Origin of the sequence: Roseibium sp. (genome assembly GCF_965229775.1) — a bacterium.
Classification (GTDB): domain Bacteria; phylum Pseudomonadota; class Alphaproteobacteria; order Rhizobiales; family Stappiaceae; genus Roseibium.
Genome location: NZ_OZ245929.1, coordinates 1,267,961 through 1,283,320 on the forward strand (window position 1 = coordinate 1,267,961; position 15,360 = coordinate 1,283,320).

At 60.1% G+C, this 15,360-nt stretch carries 15 protein-coding genes; 8 read left to right on the top strand and 7 right to left on the bottom strand.

The annotated features are described in order from the left end of the window. Window positions 1-118: 118 nt before the first annotated feature. Together rlmN and ACO07N_RS05555 are read left to right on the top strand one after the other, a co-directional pair. The gene (gene rlmN / locus ACO07N_RS05550; RefSeq protein ID WP_421980070.1) at window positions 119-1,342 is read left to right on the top strand and encodes a 23S rRNA (adenine(2503)-C(2))-methyltransferase RlmN; all 1,224 of its coding nucleotides are present in this window, start codon (window positions 119-121) and stop codon (window positions 1,340-1,342) included. Between the two features lie 294 nt (window positions 1,343-1,636). Then, a complete protein-coding gene (locus tag ACO07N_RS05555) occupies window positions 1,637-2,248 on the top strand; it encodes a cytochrome P460 family protein (RefSeq protein WP_421980071.1) in 612 nt (203 codons plus the stop codon). A 73-nt stretch (window positions 2,249-2,321) separates the two neighbouring features. Here ACO07N_RS05555 and ACO07N_RS05560 read toward each other — a convergent pair whose 3' ends face one another. Continuing rightward, window positions 2,322-4,511: a molybdopterin cofactor-binding domain-containing protein gene (locus ACO07N_RS05560; RefSeq protein ID WP_421980072.1), complete on the bottom strand. Its 2,190-nt coding sequence runs from the start codon at window positions 4,509-4,511 to the stop codon at window positions 2,322-2,324. 3 nt (window positions 4,512-4,514) lie between these two features. Beyond that, on the bottom strand, window positions 4,515-4,976 hold the full coding sequence (locus ACO07N_RS05565; protein WP_319384459.1) for a (2Fe-2S)-binding protein: 462 nt from the start codon (window positions 4,974-4,976) through the stop codon (window positions 4,515-4,517). Window positions 4,977-5,151: 175 nt separating this feature from the next. Between ACO07N_RS05565 and ACO07N_RS05570 the strand changes: the two genes are divergently transcribed. From ACO07N_RS05570 to ACO07N_RS05595, 6 genes are all read left to right on the top strand, one after another. After that, a complete protein-coding gene (locus tag ACO07N_RS05570) occupies window positions 5,152-5,769 on the top strand; it encodes a TetR/AcrR family transcriptional regulator (RefSeq protein ID WP_421980073.1) in 618 nt (205 codons plus the stop codon). 18 nt (window positions 5,770-5,787) lie between these two features. Then, window positions 5,788-6,015 (top strand): GDCCVxC domain-containing (seleno)protein, encoded by a 228-nt coding sequence (locus tag ACO07N_RS05575; protein ID WP_421980074.1) that lies wholly within the window; start codon window positions 5,788-5,790, stop codon window positions 6,013-6,015. A 624-nt stretch (window positions 6,016-6,639) separates the two neighbouring features. Further along, a complete protein-coding gene (locus ACO07N_RS05580; protein ID WP_421979445.1) occupies window positions 6,640-7,467 on the top strand; it encodes an IS5 family transposase in 828 nt (275 codons plus the stop codon). Window positions 7,468-7,985: 518 nt separating this feature from the next. Beyond that, window positions 7,986-8,645 carry a hypothetical protein gene (locus ACO07N_RS05585; protein WP_421980075.1) on the top strand — a complete coding sequence of 220 codons (660 nt, stop codon included), beginning with the start codon at window positions 7,986-7,988 and terminating at the stop codon, window positions 8,643-8,645. A gap of 136 nt (window positions 8,646-8,781) precedes the next feature. After that, window positions 8,782-10,002, top strand: coding sequence for an argininosuccinate synthase (locus ACO07N_RS05590; RefSeq protein WP_421980076.1), 1,221 nt, complete (start codon window positions 8,782-8,784; stop codon window positions 10,000-10,002). Between the two features lie 8 nt (window positions 10,003-10,010). Next, a complete protein-coding gene (locus ACO07N_RS05595; protein WP_421980077.1) occupies window positions 10,011-10,694 on the top strand; it encodes a hypothetical protein in 684 nt (227 codons plus the stop codon). Here the strand turns inward: ACO07N_RS05595 and ACO07N_RS05600 are convergent. From ACO07N_RS05600 to ACO07N_RS05620, 5 genes are all read right to left on the bottom strand, one after another. After that, entirely contained in the window at window positions 10,691-12,100 is a 1,410-nt protein-coding gene (locus ACO07N_RS05600) for a sulfatase-like hydrolase/transferase (protein ID WP_421980078.1), read from the bottom strand. The two genes, ACO07N_RS05595 and ACO07N_RS05600, sit on opposite strands and share 4 nt — an antisense overlap. An 85-nt stretch (window positions 12,101-12,185) precedes the next feature. Then, complete coding sequence (folK, locus tag ACO07N_RS05605) at window positions 12,186-12,713, bottom strand: 2-amino-4-hydroxy-6-hydroxymethyldihydropteridine diphosphokinase (RefSeq protein WP_421980079.1); 528 nt, start codon at window positions 12,711-12,713, stop codon at window positions 12,186-12,188. Between the two features lies 1 nt (window position 12,714). Further along, entirely contained in the window at window positions 12,715-13,533 is an 819-nt protein-coding gene (gene folP, locus ACO07N_RS05610; protein WP_421980080.1) for a dihydropteroate synthase, read from the bottom strand. 108 nt (window positions 13,534-13,641) lie between these two features. Further along, window positions 13,642-14,853 (bottom strand): multidrug effflux MFS transporter, encoded by a 1,212-nt coding sequence (locus ACO07N_RS05615; RefSeq protein WP_421980081.1) that lies wholly within the window; start codon window positions 14,851-14,853, stop codon window positions 13,642-13,644. Further along, window positions 14,850-15,311, bottom strand: coding sequence for a MarR family winged helix-turn-helix transcriptional regulator (locus ACO07N_RS05620; RefSeq protein ID WP_421980082.1), 462 nt, complete (start codon window positions 15,309-15,311; stop codon window positions 14,850-14,852). The genes ACO07N_RS05615 and ACO07N_RS05620 overlap by 4 nt, the downstream gene beginning before the upstream one ends. Window positions 15,312-15,360: the final 49 nt, after the last annotated feature.

Sequence of the window (15,360 nt, forward strand, 5' to 3'; positions counted from 1 at the left end):
CGGCTCATCTGTGGTTTTGGAAACGCTTGACAAAGGGCCTGCCGATGCAGGCGCTCCGGGCGCCGCGGCTGCGTGAACCAACGCATCGCAGAGCGCTGGACACGACACGGATCACATCATGGCAATGACGCTCGACATCGCGCGGGACAATCCGAACGCGCCTACGGTGACTGCGGCAGCGGCGCAATCCCTGTCCGGTGAGGAAAAGCCGACGCTCGTGGGTCTTTCGCGCGAGGAACTCGGTGAAGCCCTCGGCACGATCGGCGTACCGCAAAAGCAATGGCGCATGCGCGCCTCCCAACTCTGGCACTGGCTCTATGTCCGCGGCGTCTCCGATTTTGGTGAGATGACGAACATAGCCAAGGATCTGCGCAGACAGCTGGACGAGGCCTTCACGATCGCCCGCCCCGAGATCGTCTCCGAACAGATTTCGGTCGACGGGACCCGCAAGTGGCTGTTTCGCTTTCCGCCGCGCGGCGCTGGCCGCCCCGTTGAAGTCGAGACCGTCTACATCCCGGAAGAAGGCCGCGGCACGCTCTGCGTTTCCTCCCAGGTCGGCTGCACGCTGACCTGCACGTTCTGCCATACGGGCACGCAGAAGCTGGTACGCAATCTCACCGCTGAGGAAATTCTCTCCCAGGTGCTGATGGCACGTGACCGCCTCGGCGACTTTCCCGATGCCGATACGCCACAGGGGGCCATCGTCCCGAGCGAGGGCCGTCTGGTGTCTAACATCGTCATGATGGGCATGGGTGAACCGCTCTACAATTTCGACAACGTCAAGAAGGCGCTGCTGATCGCCTCCGATGGCGATGGCCTGTCGCTGTCCAAACGCCGCATCACCTTGTCGACATCGGGCGTCGTGCCGGAGATTTTCCGCACCGGCGACGAGATCGGCTGCATGCTTGCAATCTCGCTCCATGCCGTGCGCGACGACCTGCGCGACATTCTGGTACCGATCAACAAGAAGTGGAACATCGACGCCCTTCTGGACGCCTGCCGCAACTATCCGGGTCTTTCGAATGCCAAGAGGGTCACGTTCGAATACGTGATGCTGAAAGGCGTCAACGACAGCAACCAGGATGCACTGGACCTTGTGCGCCTGCTCAAGGGCATCCCAGCGAAGATCAACCTCATCCCGTTCAATCCCTGGCCGGGCTCCGAGTACGAATGCTCTGACTGGGAACGGATCGAGGAATTCGCGGACATCGTCAATCGCGCCGGATATGCGTCCCCCATCCGCACACCGCGCGGCCGCGACATTTTCGCAGCCTGCGGCCAGCTCAAGTCGGCATCCGAACGCATGCGCAAGAAGGAACGTGAAGCGCTGACCGCTTCCTGAACATCGCGAAACCTGTTTGTCGTTCAAGGTTGAGCAGCGTTATGGCTCCGCGAGCCGCATCGTCTGCTGATCCTGCGTAGTTTTGCCGACGGCTCCCCGGCCGGGGAGGCAGATCGGCAGCATCCGGCCTGCCTCAATCATGCCGGACACGCGCCCCGACCCGGTAAACACCGCACACAAGGCGGTGAAACCTCTCATTTCTTTCAAGTCTTTGCAGGAAGCTTGTATTACCATGATCGGCAACCACTTCACCTGCACGGGCCTCTGCCGCCGATTTTGCGAAGGAAGTGCATTATGAGCAAAACCGTTTTGATTTTTCTGGCCCTGCTGATTTTGTCTGCAGTACTCGTGGACGCGCTGGCGCAGTCGGAATCGTCCGACAGCCACATCGCGATCGAGGACCCGGCCGAGTTGACCAAAGACGAAGCCCGCGAGATCTACGATAGCCTGAAGGCCCGCATGGCGGGGCTCTACGCCGGATCGGAGCTGGATGAAATCCGGAACTACCAGTCCTGGGAAATCTTCAACGACGCCCCCTTTGTCTCCGCGACACACGGACAGCGCTACGTCAACAACTACGCCAACGCCATCGCGGTCAATTACGCGATCCTGAAGGAAGGTGAAAAACTGCCTGTCGGCTCCGTCCTTGCCAAGGACAGCGTCACCGTCACCGGTGATGGCCGTGTTTTCCCCGGCGCGATGTTCGGGATGGAAAAACTCCCCGAGGGCACAAATCCCGAAACCGCCGACTGGCGCTACTTCATGGTTATCCCGGACGGGTCGATCTTCGGTGACACGACCGGCGACAATCCGCACCTCATGACCTATTGCCATGATTGTCATCTCGGTGTGGCCGAGCGCGATTTCACCTTCTTCGTTCCCGAGGAATTCAGGATCGGTCAATAGACCCTGCACCCCTCAAACGGAAAAAGGCCGCCCTCCAGCGGCCTTTCGTTTCTTGATCGCTTCACGCGGGCGGTCAGACCAGACCGGCTTTCGTCAGCGGCAGGTTGGTGACCCAGTCGCCTTTCCCGGCGGCAATCGCGTTGGCAACCGCCGGTCCGATCGGCGGCGTGCCCGGCTCACCGATACCGGTCGGCGCTTCGTTGGACGCAACGATATGCACCTCGATTTCCGGCATGTCGGAGATCCGGATCGGCTCATAGGTGTCGAAGTTGGTCTCTTCGACAACGCCATCGGCAAGCGTGACCTGGTTGCGCAGGATTGCGCCCAGTCCGTAACCGATACCGCCTTCGACCTGCGCCCGGATATTGTCCGGGTTGATCGGCGTGCCGCAATCGACCGCGGCAACCACCTTCTCGACCTTCACCGTGCCGTCGTCGCGGAAGGAGACTTCCGCCACTTCGGCGACATAGGAGCCGAACGACTTGTGCACGGCGACACCGCGGTGGCGTCCCTCGGCAGCAGGCGTATCCCAGCCGGCCTTCTCCGCGGCCAGTTTCAGGACATTCGCCTTGCGCGGATCGTCCTTGAGCAGTTCCAGGCGATACGCGACCGGGTCCTTGCCCGCCTCCTTGGCGATGCGGTCGACCATGGTCTCCATCACGTAGGCCGTGTGGGTGTGCCCGACGGACCGCCACCACAGAACCGGAACCTGGGTTTCCTGGTAGGACTGATCCATGTTCATGAGCGGGAACGCATAGGTCGTGTCATGCGCGCCCTCGGTCATGTTGTGATCAACACCGTCCTTCATCAGCATCGCCTCGAAAGGCGTGCCCTTGATGATCGACTTGGCCGCAATGTGGTACGTGAACGCGGTGACGTTGTTGTCCGCGTCCAGTCCGACCTTGATCTTGTGCGCCGACATCGGACGGTAGTAGCCGCCGGCCATATCGTCCTCGCGGGTCCACACGATCTTGACCGGAGCCGGGTCCATGCCGGCAGCCAGCATCGCCTTGGCCAGGAAGGCGACTTCCGCAACCGGATGGCTGTCCGCCTGTGCGCGGCGGCCGAACGATCCGCCCGCCCACAAGGTGTTGATCTTCACCTTCTCGAACGGCACCTCGAGAATCGTTGCCGCCACGTTGTGATCGATGGTCTGGATCTGCGAACCGAGCCAGAGTTCCGCTGTTTCACCATCATAAAGAAGCGCCGCATCGAGCGGTTCCATCGCACCATGCGCCAGGAACGGGAATTCGAAATCGGCTTCGATCACCCGCGCCGAGCCCTCAAGGGCCGCGTCGGCATCACCGTCTTCGCGCACTTTCAAGCCCGGTTTTGCGGTCATGTCCTTCAGCTCCGCCATCATGGCGTCGCTGGACCGGATTTCCGCAGCGCTGTCGTCCCATTCGATCTCCAGGAGATCGCGCGCCTTGATCGCCGGCCACGTGGATGTGGCGACGACAGCAACCCCATTCGGGATCTGCAGCACGTTGACGACGCCGGGAACGGCCATGGCTTCGGTCGCATCGAACGACTTCAACTTGCCGCCGAACCGGGGAGCCCGGGCCACGACGGCAACAAGCAGGTCGTCCCGCTGAAAGTCCATCGTGTAGGTATTCGGAGCGCCGATCGTCTTGTTCTTCACATCGACGCGTGGGAAGGACTTGCCGATATAGACCCACTGATCGGGTGTCTTGAGAACCGGTTCCGCCGGGACATCCTGCTGTGCCGCAAGGCCTGCGAGTTCGCCGAGCGTGGCGGACTTGCCGGAGCCGTGGCTGACGACACCGTCGGACACCGTGATTTCACCGGCCGGGACGCCCCATTCCTGGGCGGCGGCGGCGACGATCATCGCCTTCGCGGCGGCACCGGCCTGCCGGTACTGCATGAAGGAATTGGCCATGGCGGTGGATCCGCCGGTGCCCTGAACACCGAACAGGGTATTGGCATAGACCTGCGGATTGGACGGCGCATGCTCGACCGTGACCTGCTCCCAGGACGCGTCAAGTTCGTCGGCGACCAGCGTCGACAGGCCGGTTGCCGTTCCCTGCCCCTTGTCCAGGTGCTTGGACAGGACAACAACGGTGTTGTCGGGCCGGATATGCACGAAGGGCTGGATGAACGCGCCGTCGCCGGCCGCCGCCTGGGCAGCACGCGGCAGGTTCATCGCCAGCACGAGCCCACCGACGGTTCCGGCAGAGATCTTCAGGAACGTGCGCCGTGTCGGCGCAGCCGCTTCAATCGGCTTCTGCAACAGATGCAACATGGATCAACCCTCCATCTTGTCGGCCGCAAGGTGAATCGCCTTGCGGATGCGGGCATAGGTGGCGCAGCGGCAGACATTGCCGTCCATGGCGGCATCGATGTCTTCGTCGGTCGGCTTGGGCGTTTCGCTCAGGAGTGCGGTTGCCGCCATGATCTGGCCGGACTGGCAATAGCCGCATTGCGGCACGTCGAGTTCGTTCCAGGCCGCCTGGATCGCTTCGGCGGCCTTGCCGTTGATGCCCTCGATGGTGGTGATTTCGGCACCGTCCATGTCGCCGACAAAGGTCTGGCAGGACCGGATGGGAACGCCGTCCCAATGCACGGTGCAGGCACCGCAGGACGCAATCCCGCAGCCGAATTTGGTGCCGGTCATTCCCAGCTCGTCGCGCAGAGCCCACAGCAGCGGGCTTTCGGGATCGGCATCGAGCGTGCGCGTTTCCCCGTTGATCTTGAGTGTTATTGACATGAGGCGTCTCCCTTGGCTGGCCTTTTCTGGCTAAGGGGTGTAAACTACACTGTGCAGTGTAATACCGACTTCCGCGTCTGTAAACGCCCTAGTTTACATAGAGCGCATTTTTTGGGAAAAAAGAACGGGGCAAAGAAAACAAGAACAATGCAAACGGGGCTGAACTGAGCACGACATGTCCGTATCCGACCAGAAGAAAAAACAGATCGTGGAAGCCGCGATCGCGGAGTTTCAGGAAAAGGGTTATGCCGGGGCGAGCATGGACCGCATCTCCGAACGCGCCCAGGTTTCCAAGCGGACGGTCTATAATCATTTCGAAAGCAAGGACGTTCTGTTCCGGGCCATCAACCAGTGCCTGGCCGACCAGATCAACTCTGCGCTCGAGCTTCCCTATGATCCGGACCTTCCCATCCGTGATGCGCTTGTAAGGCTCGGCTGGGCCGAAGGCGAATTGATGATCAATCCGTGTTTCATGAGCCTTGCCCGCATGATCATGAGCGAAACCATTCGCGACCCTGAACTCGCCGCCGACATGAACGCCCGCATGACCAAGCTGGTCGTGTTCGCGGAATTTATCGAACGCGCGACGGAGGAAGGCAAGTTGAAGGCCAAGGACCCGGCCGTTGCCGCCGAACAGTTCCTGGGGCTGATAAAGTCCCGCGCCTTCTTCCCGAACATCTATGCCGCCCGTGTTCCGGGCCGCGAGGAAATTGGCAGGATCATCGAGGAAAGCGTCGATCTGTTCCTGGCAAAATACGGCGTTGCGCCGGCTACCCGCGCAGCGGCGGGTTAGCCTCGAGAGGAACGGGCTTTGGATCAAAACACCACGGAATCGCCGATCCTTCAGAGCGTGATCACCTGTCCCGAATGCGGATCGGCCACCGAGGAAACCATGCCGGAAAACGCCTGCCAGTGGTTCTACGACTGCCGGTCCTGCCATGCGGTTCTCAAACCCAAGCCCGGTGATTGCTGCGTCTTTTGCTCCTACGCAACCGTGCCCTGCCCGCCGGTCCAGCGCGGCGACACGTGCTGCGGATGAAACGTCCCGCCGCCATCCGGCACCTGACCGGCGGCCGTCCTTCCCCGTGACATCATCCTGAGGAGGACCATAGGGTTCGTCTCGAAGGATGGGCGGCAGGTTCTGAACGCGCGGCCCATCCTTCGAGACAGCGCTAGAGCGCTTCCTCAGGATGAAGTTGTTCAGGTGTTCGTCGTTCCGGACAAGTGAGGCGGAACCGAACGCTGATCCGGAAACCAGATATCAGCGTGAGCGGAGCGAACTCGAAACAGGAACGGATCAAGAAACCTCACCTTCAGCGCGGAACAGGTCTGGATTCCGAATCGGCGCACAGCTGGCGCTGCCCTTGTCCGGAATGACAGAGTTTTTACCCTTCGCCGTCGTTTGCGCCGAGTGCTGCGCCCCGCAACTCAGGACAAGGTACTCCCCCACTCGTCATCCCGGCCAGGCAACGCGCGAGCCGGGATCGGGGAGGCAAAGCGCCGTGTTTTTTTGATGAGAGATCTTACGAGACCGCAGCTCCCCGGCACCCGATCAGCGGCCGCCCGTCCCCGTGACATCATCCTGAGAGACTGGCCCGAAATTAGTTGAGTGATCCCGGTCGCATGTGATTCCGTTTTTGCGCTAACAGAACGGAGCTTCGCCATGTGGACCGAGACCACCCGCGCCAACTATGACCGTCGCAGCTTGCGTTACGCAAGTGATCTCACGGACGAAGAATGGAGGTTCATCTGTCCCCATCTGCCAGCCCGACGAGATCGAGGTCGTCCGCGCACCACGTCGCTGCGGGAAGTCGTCAATGCCATTCTCTATCTGCTGCGCACAGGCTGTCCCTGGCGGTTTCTGCCTGCCGACTTCCCACCACGTTCCACAGTGCAGAGATACTTTTATGCGTGGCGTGACAATGCGTTATGGCCAGCGCTGAACCGGCGGCTGGTTGAGCGGCATCGCCAATCACAAGCGCGCAATGCTACTCCGACCGCCGGTGTCATTGACAGTCAGAGCGTCGCAACAATCCAAGTCGGCGGTCCTCGGGGACTTGATCCATTCAAACGCATCAAAGGTCGCAAGCGCCACATTGTCACTGATACGGACGGGCTTCTTTTGGACGTTCTGGTTCATCCCGCCAACGTCCAGGACGTCCACGGAGCGGTGCCATTGCTACGCAGCCTGCGGCAGACCTATCCCAACCTTGCTCATATCTTCGCCGATCGGGTCTACCGAGGGCCGAAGCTATTGAAAAAGATCGAGGATTGTGGACCGTGGACGATTGAGATCGTCGAACGGCCAACCGGGGTGAAAGGATTCGCGCTTCTGCCAAGACGATGGGTCATTGAGAGAACATTTGCCTGGTTTGGGCGACGGCGGCGTCTTGCAAAGGACTTTGAAGTCAAACAAGAAACACAGACCGCTTGGCTGTACATCGCTAGCATCGAACTCATCATCAGGCGCTTGGCAAAGGCTCAAGAATGAATTTCGAGTCAGACTCTGAGGAGGACCATAGGGTTCGTCTCGAAGGATGGGCGGCAGGTTCTGAACGCGCGGCCCATCCTTCGAGACAGCGCTAGAGCGCTTCCTCAGGATGAAGTTGTTCAGGTGTTCGTCGTTCCGGACAAGTGAGGCGGAACCGAACGCTGATCCGGAAACCAGATATCAGCGTGAGCGGAGCGAACTCGAAACAGGAACGGATCAAGAAACCTCACCTTCAGCGCGGAACAGGTCTGGATTCCGAATCGGCGCACAGCTGGCGCTGCCCTTGTCCGGAATGACAGAGTTTTTACCCTTCGCCGTCGTTTGCGCCGAGTGCTACGCCCCGCAACTCAGGACAAGGTACTCCCCCTGCTCGTCATCCCGGCCAGGCAACGCGCGAGCCGGGATCGGGAAGGCAAAGTGCTGATTTGGTTGCAGACCATTATTGATCTTGAACGAGTTCCCGTCCTATCAAGTCACTTGACGTCTCGTTTTCCTTTCCTTCCGGTTTTGGTTTTTCAGTGACAGCCGCGAACAAGCTCATTCTCAGACCCGACCTTGCAAAGCTCTATTTGTGGGCGATCGGTGAATCAGCGGTCGCCGGAGCGGCGGTGTCCGGTGTGGTTTACATGTTGCTCGGGCAACTTGAATTGAACTTCTTCGTTTATCTGGCGATCGGGATTGCCGTTGGCGCAATTGTTCTCTTTACCTTGCGCCGGCCCAGGGCTGATACGTTCATTGAACTCAGCCGGGAAGCGATCAGGCTCGTCGAAGGCCATGAGGAACAGGTCCACGCCTGGCAGGATGTCTCCCGCTTCACGCTGCAGGAGGGCATCGTCAAGGACCGCCGGGGCCAGGAACACATCAGGAGGCATTACCTTGCTGCCCGGTTGCTGGACGGCAACAGCACGGACCAGGACAGGGATGCGCCGGTGCAGCCCGGCGAATCGGGTCTCCTGTTTCCGGTAGACAAATACATTTCCAACCACCGGTACTCGGACCGCAATGAAGACGCGGAAGCGGCCTGCAGCTCCCCGGAACGGTTTGCAGAGACCGTCAATGCATGGCGGGACTTCGCACTTGACCTCGAGATTGGAAGTGTTCCGACACCCACGGTGCAGGTTGACGACGACCGCGCGACCGAGTTCATGCAGAAGATCTCGATCAAGCTCGGCACCTGAGGCCGCGCCCGCACCCAAAAGGCGACGATTTGGCCATCCGGAAGGGCTTGCGCCGCGCGGCGAAACGGATAAATTGCCGCAAATTTTCAACGGTGCGGTCAATCCGCCCAAGACATCGAAACGGACTTTCCCAAACATGGCGCATGGAGACATCAAGAAAGTTGTTCTGGCCTATTCCGGCGGCCTCGACACATCGATCATTCTGAAATGGCTGCAGACCGAATTCGGCTGCGAAGTCGTCACCTTCACGGCCGATCTCGGCCAGGGTGAAGAACTGGAGCCTGCGCGCAAGAAAGCCGAGATGCTCGGCATCAAGGAAATCTACATCGACGATCTTCGCGAGGAATTCATCCGGGATTTCGTTTTCCCGATGTTCCGCGCCAATGCCGTTTATGAAGGTGTCTACCTGCTCGGCACGTCCATCGCCCGTCCGCTGATCTCCAAGCGCCTAATCGAGATCGCCGAGGAAACCGGCGCCGACGCGGTTGCCCACGGCGCAACCGGCAAGGGCAACGACCAGGTCCGTTTCGAACTGTCCGCCTATGCCCTCAACCCGGATATCAAGGTGATTGCACCCTGGCGCGACTGGTCGTTCAAGTCCCGCACGGACCTGCTCGATTTCGCCGAGAAGCACCAGATCCCGGTCCCCAAGGACAAGCGCGGCGAGGCGCCGTTCTCCGTCGACGCCAACATGCTGCACTCCTCCTCCGAGGGCAAGGTGCTCGAAGATCCGGCAGAGGAAGCCCCGAATTACGTTTTCCAGCGCACGGTTGATCCGACCGAGGCGCCGGATGTCGTCACCGAGATCGAAATCGGCTTCGAAAGGGGTGACGCGGTTTCGCTCAACGGCGAAAAGATGTCCCCGGCAACGCTGTTCGCCAAGCTCAATGATTATGGCCGCGACAACGGCATCGGCCGCCTCGACATGGTCGAAAACCGGTTCGTCGGCATGAAGAGCCGCGGCATCTACGAGACGCCGGGCGGCACGATCCTTTTGACCGCGCACCGGGCCATGGAATCGATCACGCTCGACCGCGGCGCGGCGCACCTCAAGGACGAGCTCATGCCGCGCTATTCCGAGCTGATCTACAACGGATTCTGGTACTCGCCGGAGCGCGAGATGCTGCAGGCCCTGATCGACAAAAGCCAGGAACACGTCACCGGCTCGGTCCGTCTGAAGCTCTACAAGGGCAATGTCATTCTGGTCGGCCGGTCTTCGCCCTACTCGCTCTATTCGGAAGAACTGGTGACGTTCGAAGACGACCAGGGTGCCTACGACCAGAAGGACGCCGCCGGGTTCATCAAGCTGAACGCGCTGCGCCTGCGCACGCTCGCAAAGCGCGACCGGCTCGGCTGAGGAAGACCATGTCGGCCCCGGCGCTCGCGAAACTGAACGACGATCTCGCGGCCGCCGGTTTTCTGTTGCTCGGCAGCTTTGAGCCATCTGCGGACGACGGTGTTCCGGACATCGCAGATGGCAGACCCGCACGCGCCCTCTCCCTGGTCGGCAGCACCGGCCCGTCCCTGTGGGGGCCGCTCACTTCAGCTCGGGAATACCGGGACGGCGCCCCGCACCCGATGGACCGCTACACGAAACGGGAACTCACCCGGCTGGCCGCCGGTCACGGCCGCAAGGCCCTGTTCCCCTTCGAAGGCCCGCCCTATTTTCCCTTCCAGCAGTGGGCGCTGAAATGCGGTGGTTTTTCCCAAAGTCCCCTGGGCGTGCTTGCCCATGAAACCTACGGAACCTGGACCGGGTTCCGGGCCGCCCTTCTGTCGCCTGACCCGGTCATCTTGCCGGACCGGTCGGGGGAACCCGGACCCTGCGAGGGCTGCCGCGACAGGCCCTGTCTCACCGCATGTCCCGTAGGCGCCATTTCCACGGAAACCGGCTACAATGTATCTGCCTGCAAGGACCATCTTCACAAGGGCCCTGAGATTGCCTGCTGGTCCGGCTGCCTGGCACGGCACGCCTGCCCTTACGGCCAGGACCACAAACCCCATCCGGAAAACGCGCTTTTCCACATGAAGAGTTTTGTCGGGCTCTAGGGTACGGACCCGGCCCCGACCGAGGCGAACTTGTCTACCGATGGGGCATCCAGCGGTTTGAGATGCAACCAGGGAACCTTTCCGGTTTCGAACACATTCCGCCCCCGCCTTGTCCAAACCGGCGGATGATGATCGCCGACGATCAGGATCTCAAGGCCTTTCAAATCCGGGTTCAGGGCGATGTCACGGATGCGAAAAAGCAGATCCATCCACATTTCCGTCAATCTGCAGACGGTCGGGTCCCTGAAGGGGCCACCCGTCTCGCAATCAAGCCGCGGCGTCGCCGCGCCCGCCTCGATCGGTATATGTGTGTTGAGCGTCAGCCAATATGCGAATTTCGGTTTCCCGGTCGGGTGCTCCAGAAAGGCCTCGACCACGTTTGCCACATCGCCGTCGCATAGCCCCTTGAAGGTAAGACCGCAGGTTCTGGCGAGGGTTCCATCCCCAGCTTTGCCAACGCTTTCCCGGAAGTACAGGGTGTCGAAACCCAGTTTTGGATACCAGTCAGCCCTGTTGAAGAAGCTGCCCCAATAGGCATGGAAGGAGGCGGTCTCATACCCGTCCGCCCGGTACCTGGCAGGCAGGCAGTCGTAAGCCGGTTGGTCTCGGAAGTCACGGTGATCACCCCAGTGCGTGCACAATTCACGTGCTTCGGCGGCGGTCGTTGAGCTGTAATAGGGACTGGTACCGCTCGTAACCTTGAAAGACGACCTGACCTGCTCTGTCTCGAAGATCTCCCAGAGCAGATTTTGATGAAGGGGATTCGAAATGGCCCCCAGTCCCTCCACCATGACAATCAGCACGTGCCCTTTCCTGCCATCGCGGCCTGGAACGTCGAGCCCGGTCTGCAAGGTTGCGGACGTGACTTCCTCTGGTTGCGGGAAGAACATTGAGGCAAACAGCTTAGTCGGCGGATTGAAACTGATGTCAATCGAAACAACGGCGCAAAAGGCCAGGAACGCAGGAACAAGACTCGCCTTTTTGAACATGTCGCGTTTCTTGGCAAGAATGGCGATATACAACCAGGCGACGAGAACAAGAAAAGCAGCCAGGATCATGTATCCGGAAAAGGAAAAGAGATTCAAGGTGGGAAGATGCTTTATCGAATCCACAATCAAGGATGGTGGAAGTCCGAATATTCCTGATAAAACAAATATCAAGTCAAAAGAAAACACGGCCAAAGCAAGTATCAAGAATACAAAAAAGTTCAAATGAAAGCTGATAATTGCCAGCAAGAAGTACAATAAGATTGGAAAAAACCTCATTGGACAGACAAATAAAGACAGAAATATATAAGGAATATTTGGTATAACAGCTGCTACGACAGCAAGATACATCGAGTTCCTGGATGTAAAATATGGATTTTGTATTGAATTGATTTCATTTCGGCGAAACGTGCCGGCCATGCCTTGCCCCTAAGCGCAAGGTCCCCCTACAATCAAGGGTTTAATCGGCCAGAATTAAGAGAGCGTTATCAAGGTCAAAACGGATTCAACCGGGAAGCCTGACGACACCGTCCTGGTCCGGGCAGGTTGCAAGTGCGTCCAGCGCCGTGCGGCCATCGCCCAGCGGCGCGTCGGGCCAGATTTCCGCAAGCGGGATGAGAACGAAGGCACGATCCCCCATCCTGGGATGCGGTACGTCGAGATTGTCTTCCTGCACCTTCCGGATACCGTAGATCAGCACATCGACATCGATGATACGCGGCCCCCAGCGAATGTCGCGGACACGGCCGAGTTCCTTTTCGACGCCAAGACAGCGCTGCAGAAGCTCCTGCGGGCTCAGATAGGTATCCACCACGACGCAGATATTGAGGTAATCGTCCTGCGGAACGGGGCCCCAGGGTGGCGTCCGGTAGTCCGACGACCGCGCAACCAGCGTGACGCCCGGGGTTTGCTCGATCAGCCTTACCGCGGCATCGAGATTGGCCCTGGGGTCTCCAAGGTTGGAACCAAGCCCGAGCGCGCAGCGTGTCGGGGCATCGGCGTGAGTATCGGCGTGAGTATCGGAAAGTGTCATTTCAGGAAGCGGTCCGTTCAAGTCGCGTTGCTTGCAGCATACGCACGCAATCCGCATGTGGACCGACATCATGTGCACGCACGATGGCCGCCCCTTTCAAAAGAGCTGTCATGTGGACGGCCATCGATCCATGAAGCCTGTCGTCGGTCTCCACATTGAGGACAGCGCCGATCATCCGTTTGCGCGAGGCGCCCGCCAGGATCGGCTGACCGTGTTTCTTGAGGTCTTCGAAGCGGTTGAGGATGAGAAAGTTCTGATCGATCGTTTTGCCGAACCCGAACCCGGGATCGAGGATCTGTTTCTCTCGCGGAATGCCCGCGCTCTGCGCGAGCTGTAGCGACGTCTCGAAGAACCGGTCGATATCGCCCATGATGTCGATGGCGCCGTCCGCCTTTTCCCGGTTGTGCATCATCACAACATGCACACCTGCCTCGGCAACAGTGTCGGCCATCTGCGGGTCCCGTTGAAGGCCCCAGACATCGTTGACGATCACGGCACCGGCGGCACAGGCGCGCCGGGCGATTTCAGCCTTGTAGGTGTCGATGGAAACCGCAATGCCGAGGTCGCAGACAGGTTCGAGCACCGGTGCAAGCCGTTTCCATTCGTCCTCCAGCACAACGGGCTCGGAGCCCGGCCGCGTGCTTTCCGCGCCGACATCAAGAATGTCGGCCCTTTCGGCGATCATCGCCTTGGCATGCGCCAGCGCGGCCTGTTCTTCATTGTGCCTGCCGCCGTCCGAAAAGGAGTCGGGCGTCACGTTCAGGATGCCCATCACGTGCGCACGGTCTTTGGGTAGAACGTAGCTTGCGGCTTTCGCCATCGGGAAGTCCCTTTTCTGTCTCGATGGACAGATGCCTGCTCCAGCGGACAGCGTCAAGCGCGCGGGAGCGCGCCTGCAAAAAATACCACCGCGTGCGGGGCAGGCCGGCTATTCGGCCGGTGCGAAGCGCACCGCCCTGTTCCTGAAGTGAAGGAATAGCCCGATACCGACGATCGGCATGAGAGGCAGGACCGTCGCCAGGCCGACAAGTGGGTCACCGAGAGTTGCGACGATCAGACCGGCAAGAATGCCGCCGCCGAATTGCATGAACCCGGTCATGGCCGAAGCAGCCCCGGCAATGTTGGGGAACGGTGCCATGGAATCGGTGAAGCTCGCCGGCAGGACGAAAGCAAGCGCAAACACGAACAGGGCAACCGGCCCCATCACGGTCAGAACGGTCGGCTCCATCGTCAGGCTCAGAACGCACATCAGCGTCGAGGAGACCACCCACAGCATCATGCCGAAAGGAACAAGCCGGCGCGCTTCCACCACCTTGAGCAGCCTGCCCGTGACAATCGTACCGACAATGAACGAGCCGGACTGGATGATCATGGCCATGCCGAATTGCGACGGTGACAGACCGACATCGTTCATCAGGACGAAGGGCAGGACATTTGCGAGCGCATAAAGCCCGCCGAGACCGCATCCGATGAGTATGCTCGGCGCGAGAAAGCGGGGATCCTTCAAAAGCGTCAGGTAGTTCGTGACAAGCTGCCCGGGATTGAGATGATGCAGCCCGGGATTGGGATTGGTCTCCACCTGAAAGACGGCGACGCACACCATCAGCACCGCACCGTAGATCACCATGCACCAGAACACTTCCCGCCAGCTGAAAAGCTCCAGGACGAAACCGCCGATGGTCGGCGAAATAGCGGGACCCAGGGCCAGCATCATCGCGATTGCGTTCATGATGCGCGCCGAGGCCTGCCCTGTGAACTGATCGCGGACGATCGCGCGCGAAACCGAGATGCCGACCGCTGCCCCGATACCCTGCAACGTGCGCGCAACGACCATGAACTCGACGGTCGGCGCGAAGGTCGCCAGGAAACTTGAGGCAAGATAGAGACTGAGGAAGGCCAGCGTCGCGCGCTTGCGCCCGAACGCGTCCGAAAGCGGGCCGCATATCAGCTGGGCGACCGCGAAGCCGGCGAAATAGGCGATCAGCGTCAGCTTGATCGCCGCCTCATTGGTTCCGAAAACAGCCACGAGCACAGGCATCGCCGGCGTGTAGAGCGCCATCGATATCGGCCCGATGGCGACCAGCGCCGCGCCGAGAAGCGACGTGCGCCGCGCACTCATGATGGCTGTCTGCGCGGTCACTTGCGGCGCCCCGGAAGTTCGTCGGAGATCAGGCTGTCCTTCATCACCTGAAGCAGCGATTCCAGAACGTCCCTGTCCTTCTCGGCAATGTTCTCCAGCGCGGTCGCGCGCACCGACTGCAAGGCTGTTCCGATCCGTTCCAGGAGCGGGTCGGCTTCCGCCGTCAGTTCAACAAGTTTCGCGCGCTTGTCGCGCGGGTCAGGGCAGCGCCGGATCAGCCCGGCCCGTTCCAGCGAATCCAGGTAGCCGACCAGCGTCATCGGTTCGACGAACATGATATCGGCGAGCGCCGCCTGACGATGTCCCGGATTGCGCCACACGTAAAAGAGGGTCCGCGCCTCACCGACGGTCAGTCCGGTCTCGACATCCGCAAGCGCCGCCTCGAAGCGCCGTCTGAGCATACGCGCGAGATCGACGACCAGCATTGTGACGCTTACATTCGGGTAGGCGATCGTCATGGGGACCAGCAGCTTTTATTAATAAGGTTTCCTTACGAATTAGAGCCTC

Bases quoted from the DNA above. Each gene is read 5' to 3' on its own strand.
- rlmN (WP_421980070.1), top strand. From the start codon at position 119: ATGGCAATGACGCTCGACATCGCGCGGGACAATCCGAACGCGCCTACG.
- ACO07N_RS05555 (WP_421980071.1), top strand. From the start codon at position 1,637: ATGAGCAAAACCGTTTTGATTTTTCTGGCCCTGCTGATTTTGTCTGCA.
- ACO07N_RS05560 (WP_421980072.1), bottom strand. From the start codon at position 4,511: ATGTTGCATCTGTTGCAGAAGCCGATTGAAGCGGCTGCGCCGACACGG.
- ACO07N_RS05565 (WP_319384459.1), bottom strand. From the start codon at position 4,976: ATGTCAATAACACTCAAGATCAACGGGGAAACGCGCACGCTCGATGCC.
- ACO07N_RS05570 (WP_421980073.1), top strand. From the start codon at position 5,152: ATGTCCGTATCCGACCAGAAGAAAAAACAGATCGTGGAAGCCGCGATC.
- ACO07N_RS05580 (WP_421979445.1), top strand. From the start codon at position 6,640: ATGTGGACCGAGACCACCCGCGCCAACTATGACCGTCGCAGCTTGCGT.
- ACO07N_RS05590 (WP_421980076.1), top strand. From the start codon at position 8,782: ATGGCGCATGGAGACATCAAGAAAGTTGTTCTGGCCTATTCCGGCGGC.
- ACO07N_RS05595 (WP_421980077.1), top strand. From the start codon at position 10,011: ATGTCGGCCCCGGCGCTCGCGAAACTGAACGACGATCTCGCGGCCGCC.
- ACO07N_RS05600 (WP_421980078.1), bottom strand. From the start codon at position 12,100: ATGGCCGGCACGTTTCGCCGAAATGAAATCAATTCAATACAAAATCCA.
- folK (WP_421980079.1), bottom strand. From the start codon at position 12,713: ATGACACTTTCCGATACTCACGCCGATACTCACGCCGATGCCCCGACA.
- folP (WP_421980080.1), bottom strand. From the start codon at position 13,533: ATGGCGAAAGCCGCAAGCTACGTTCTACCCAAAGACCGTGCGCACGTG.
- ACO07N_RS05620 (WP_421980082.1), bottom strand. From the start codon at position 15,311: ATGACGATCGCCTACCCGAATGTAAGCGTCACAATGCTGGTCGTCGAT.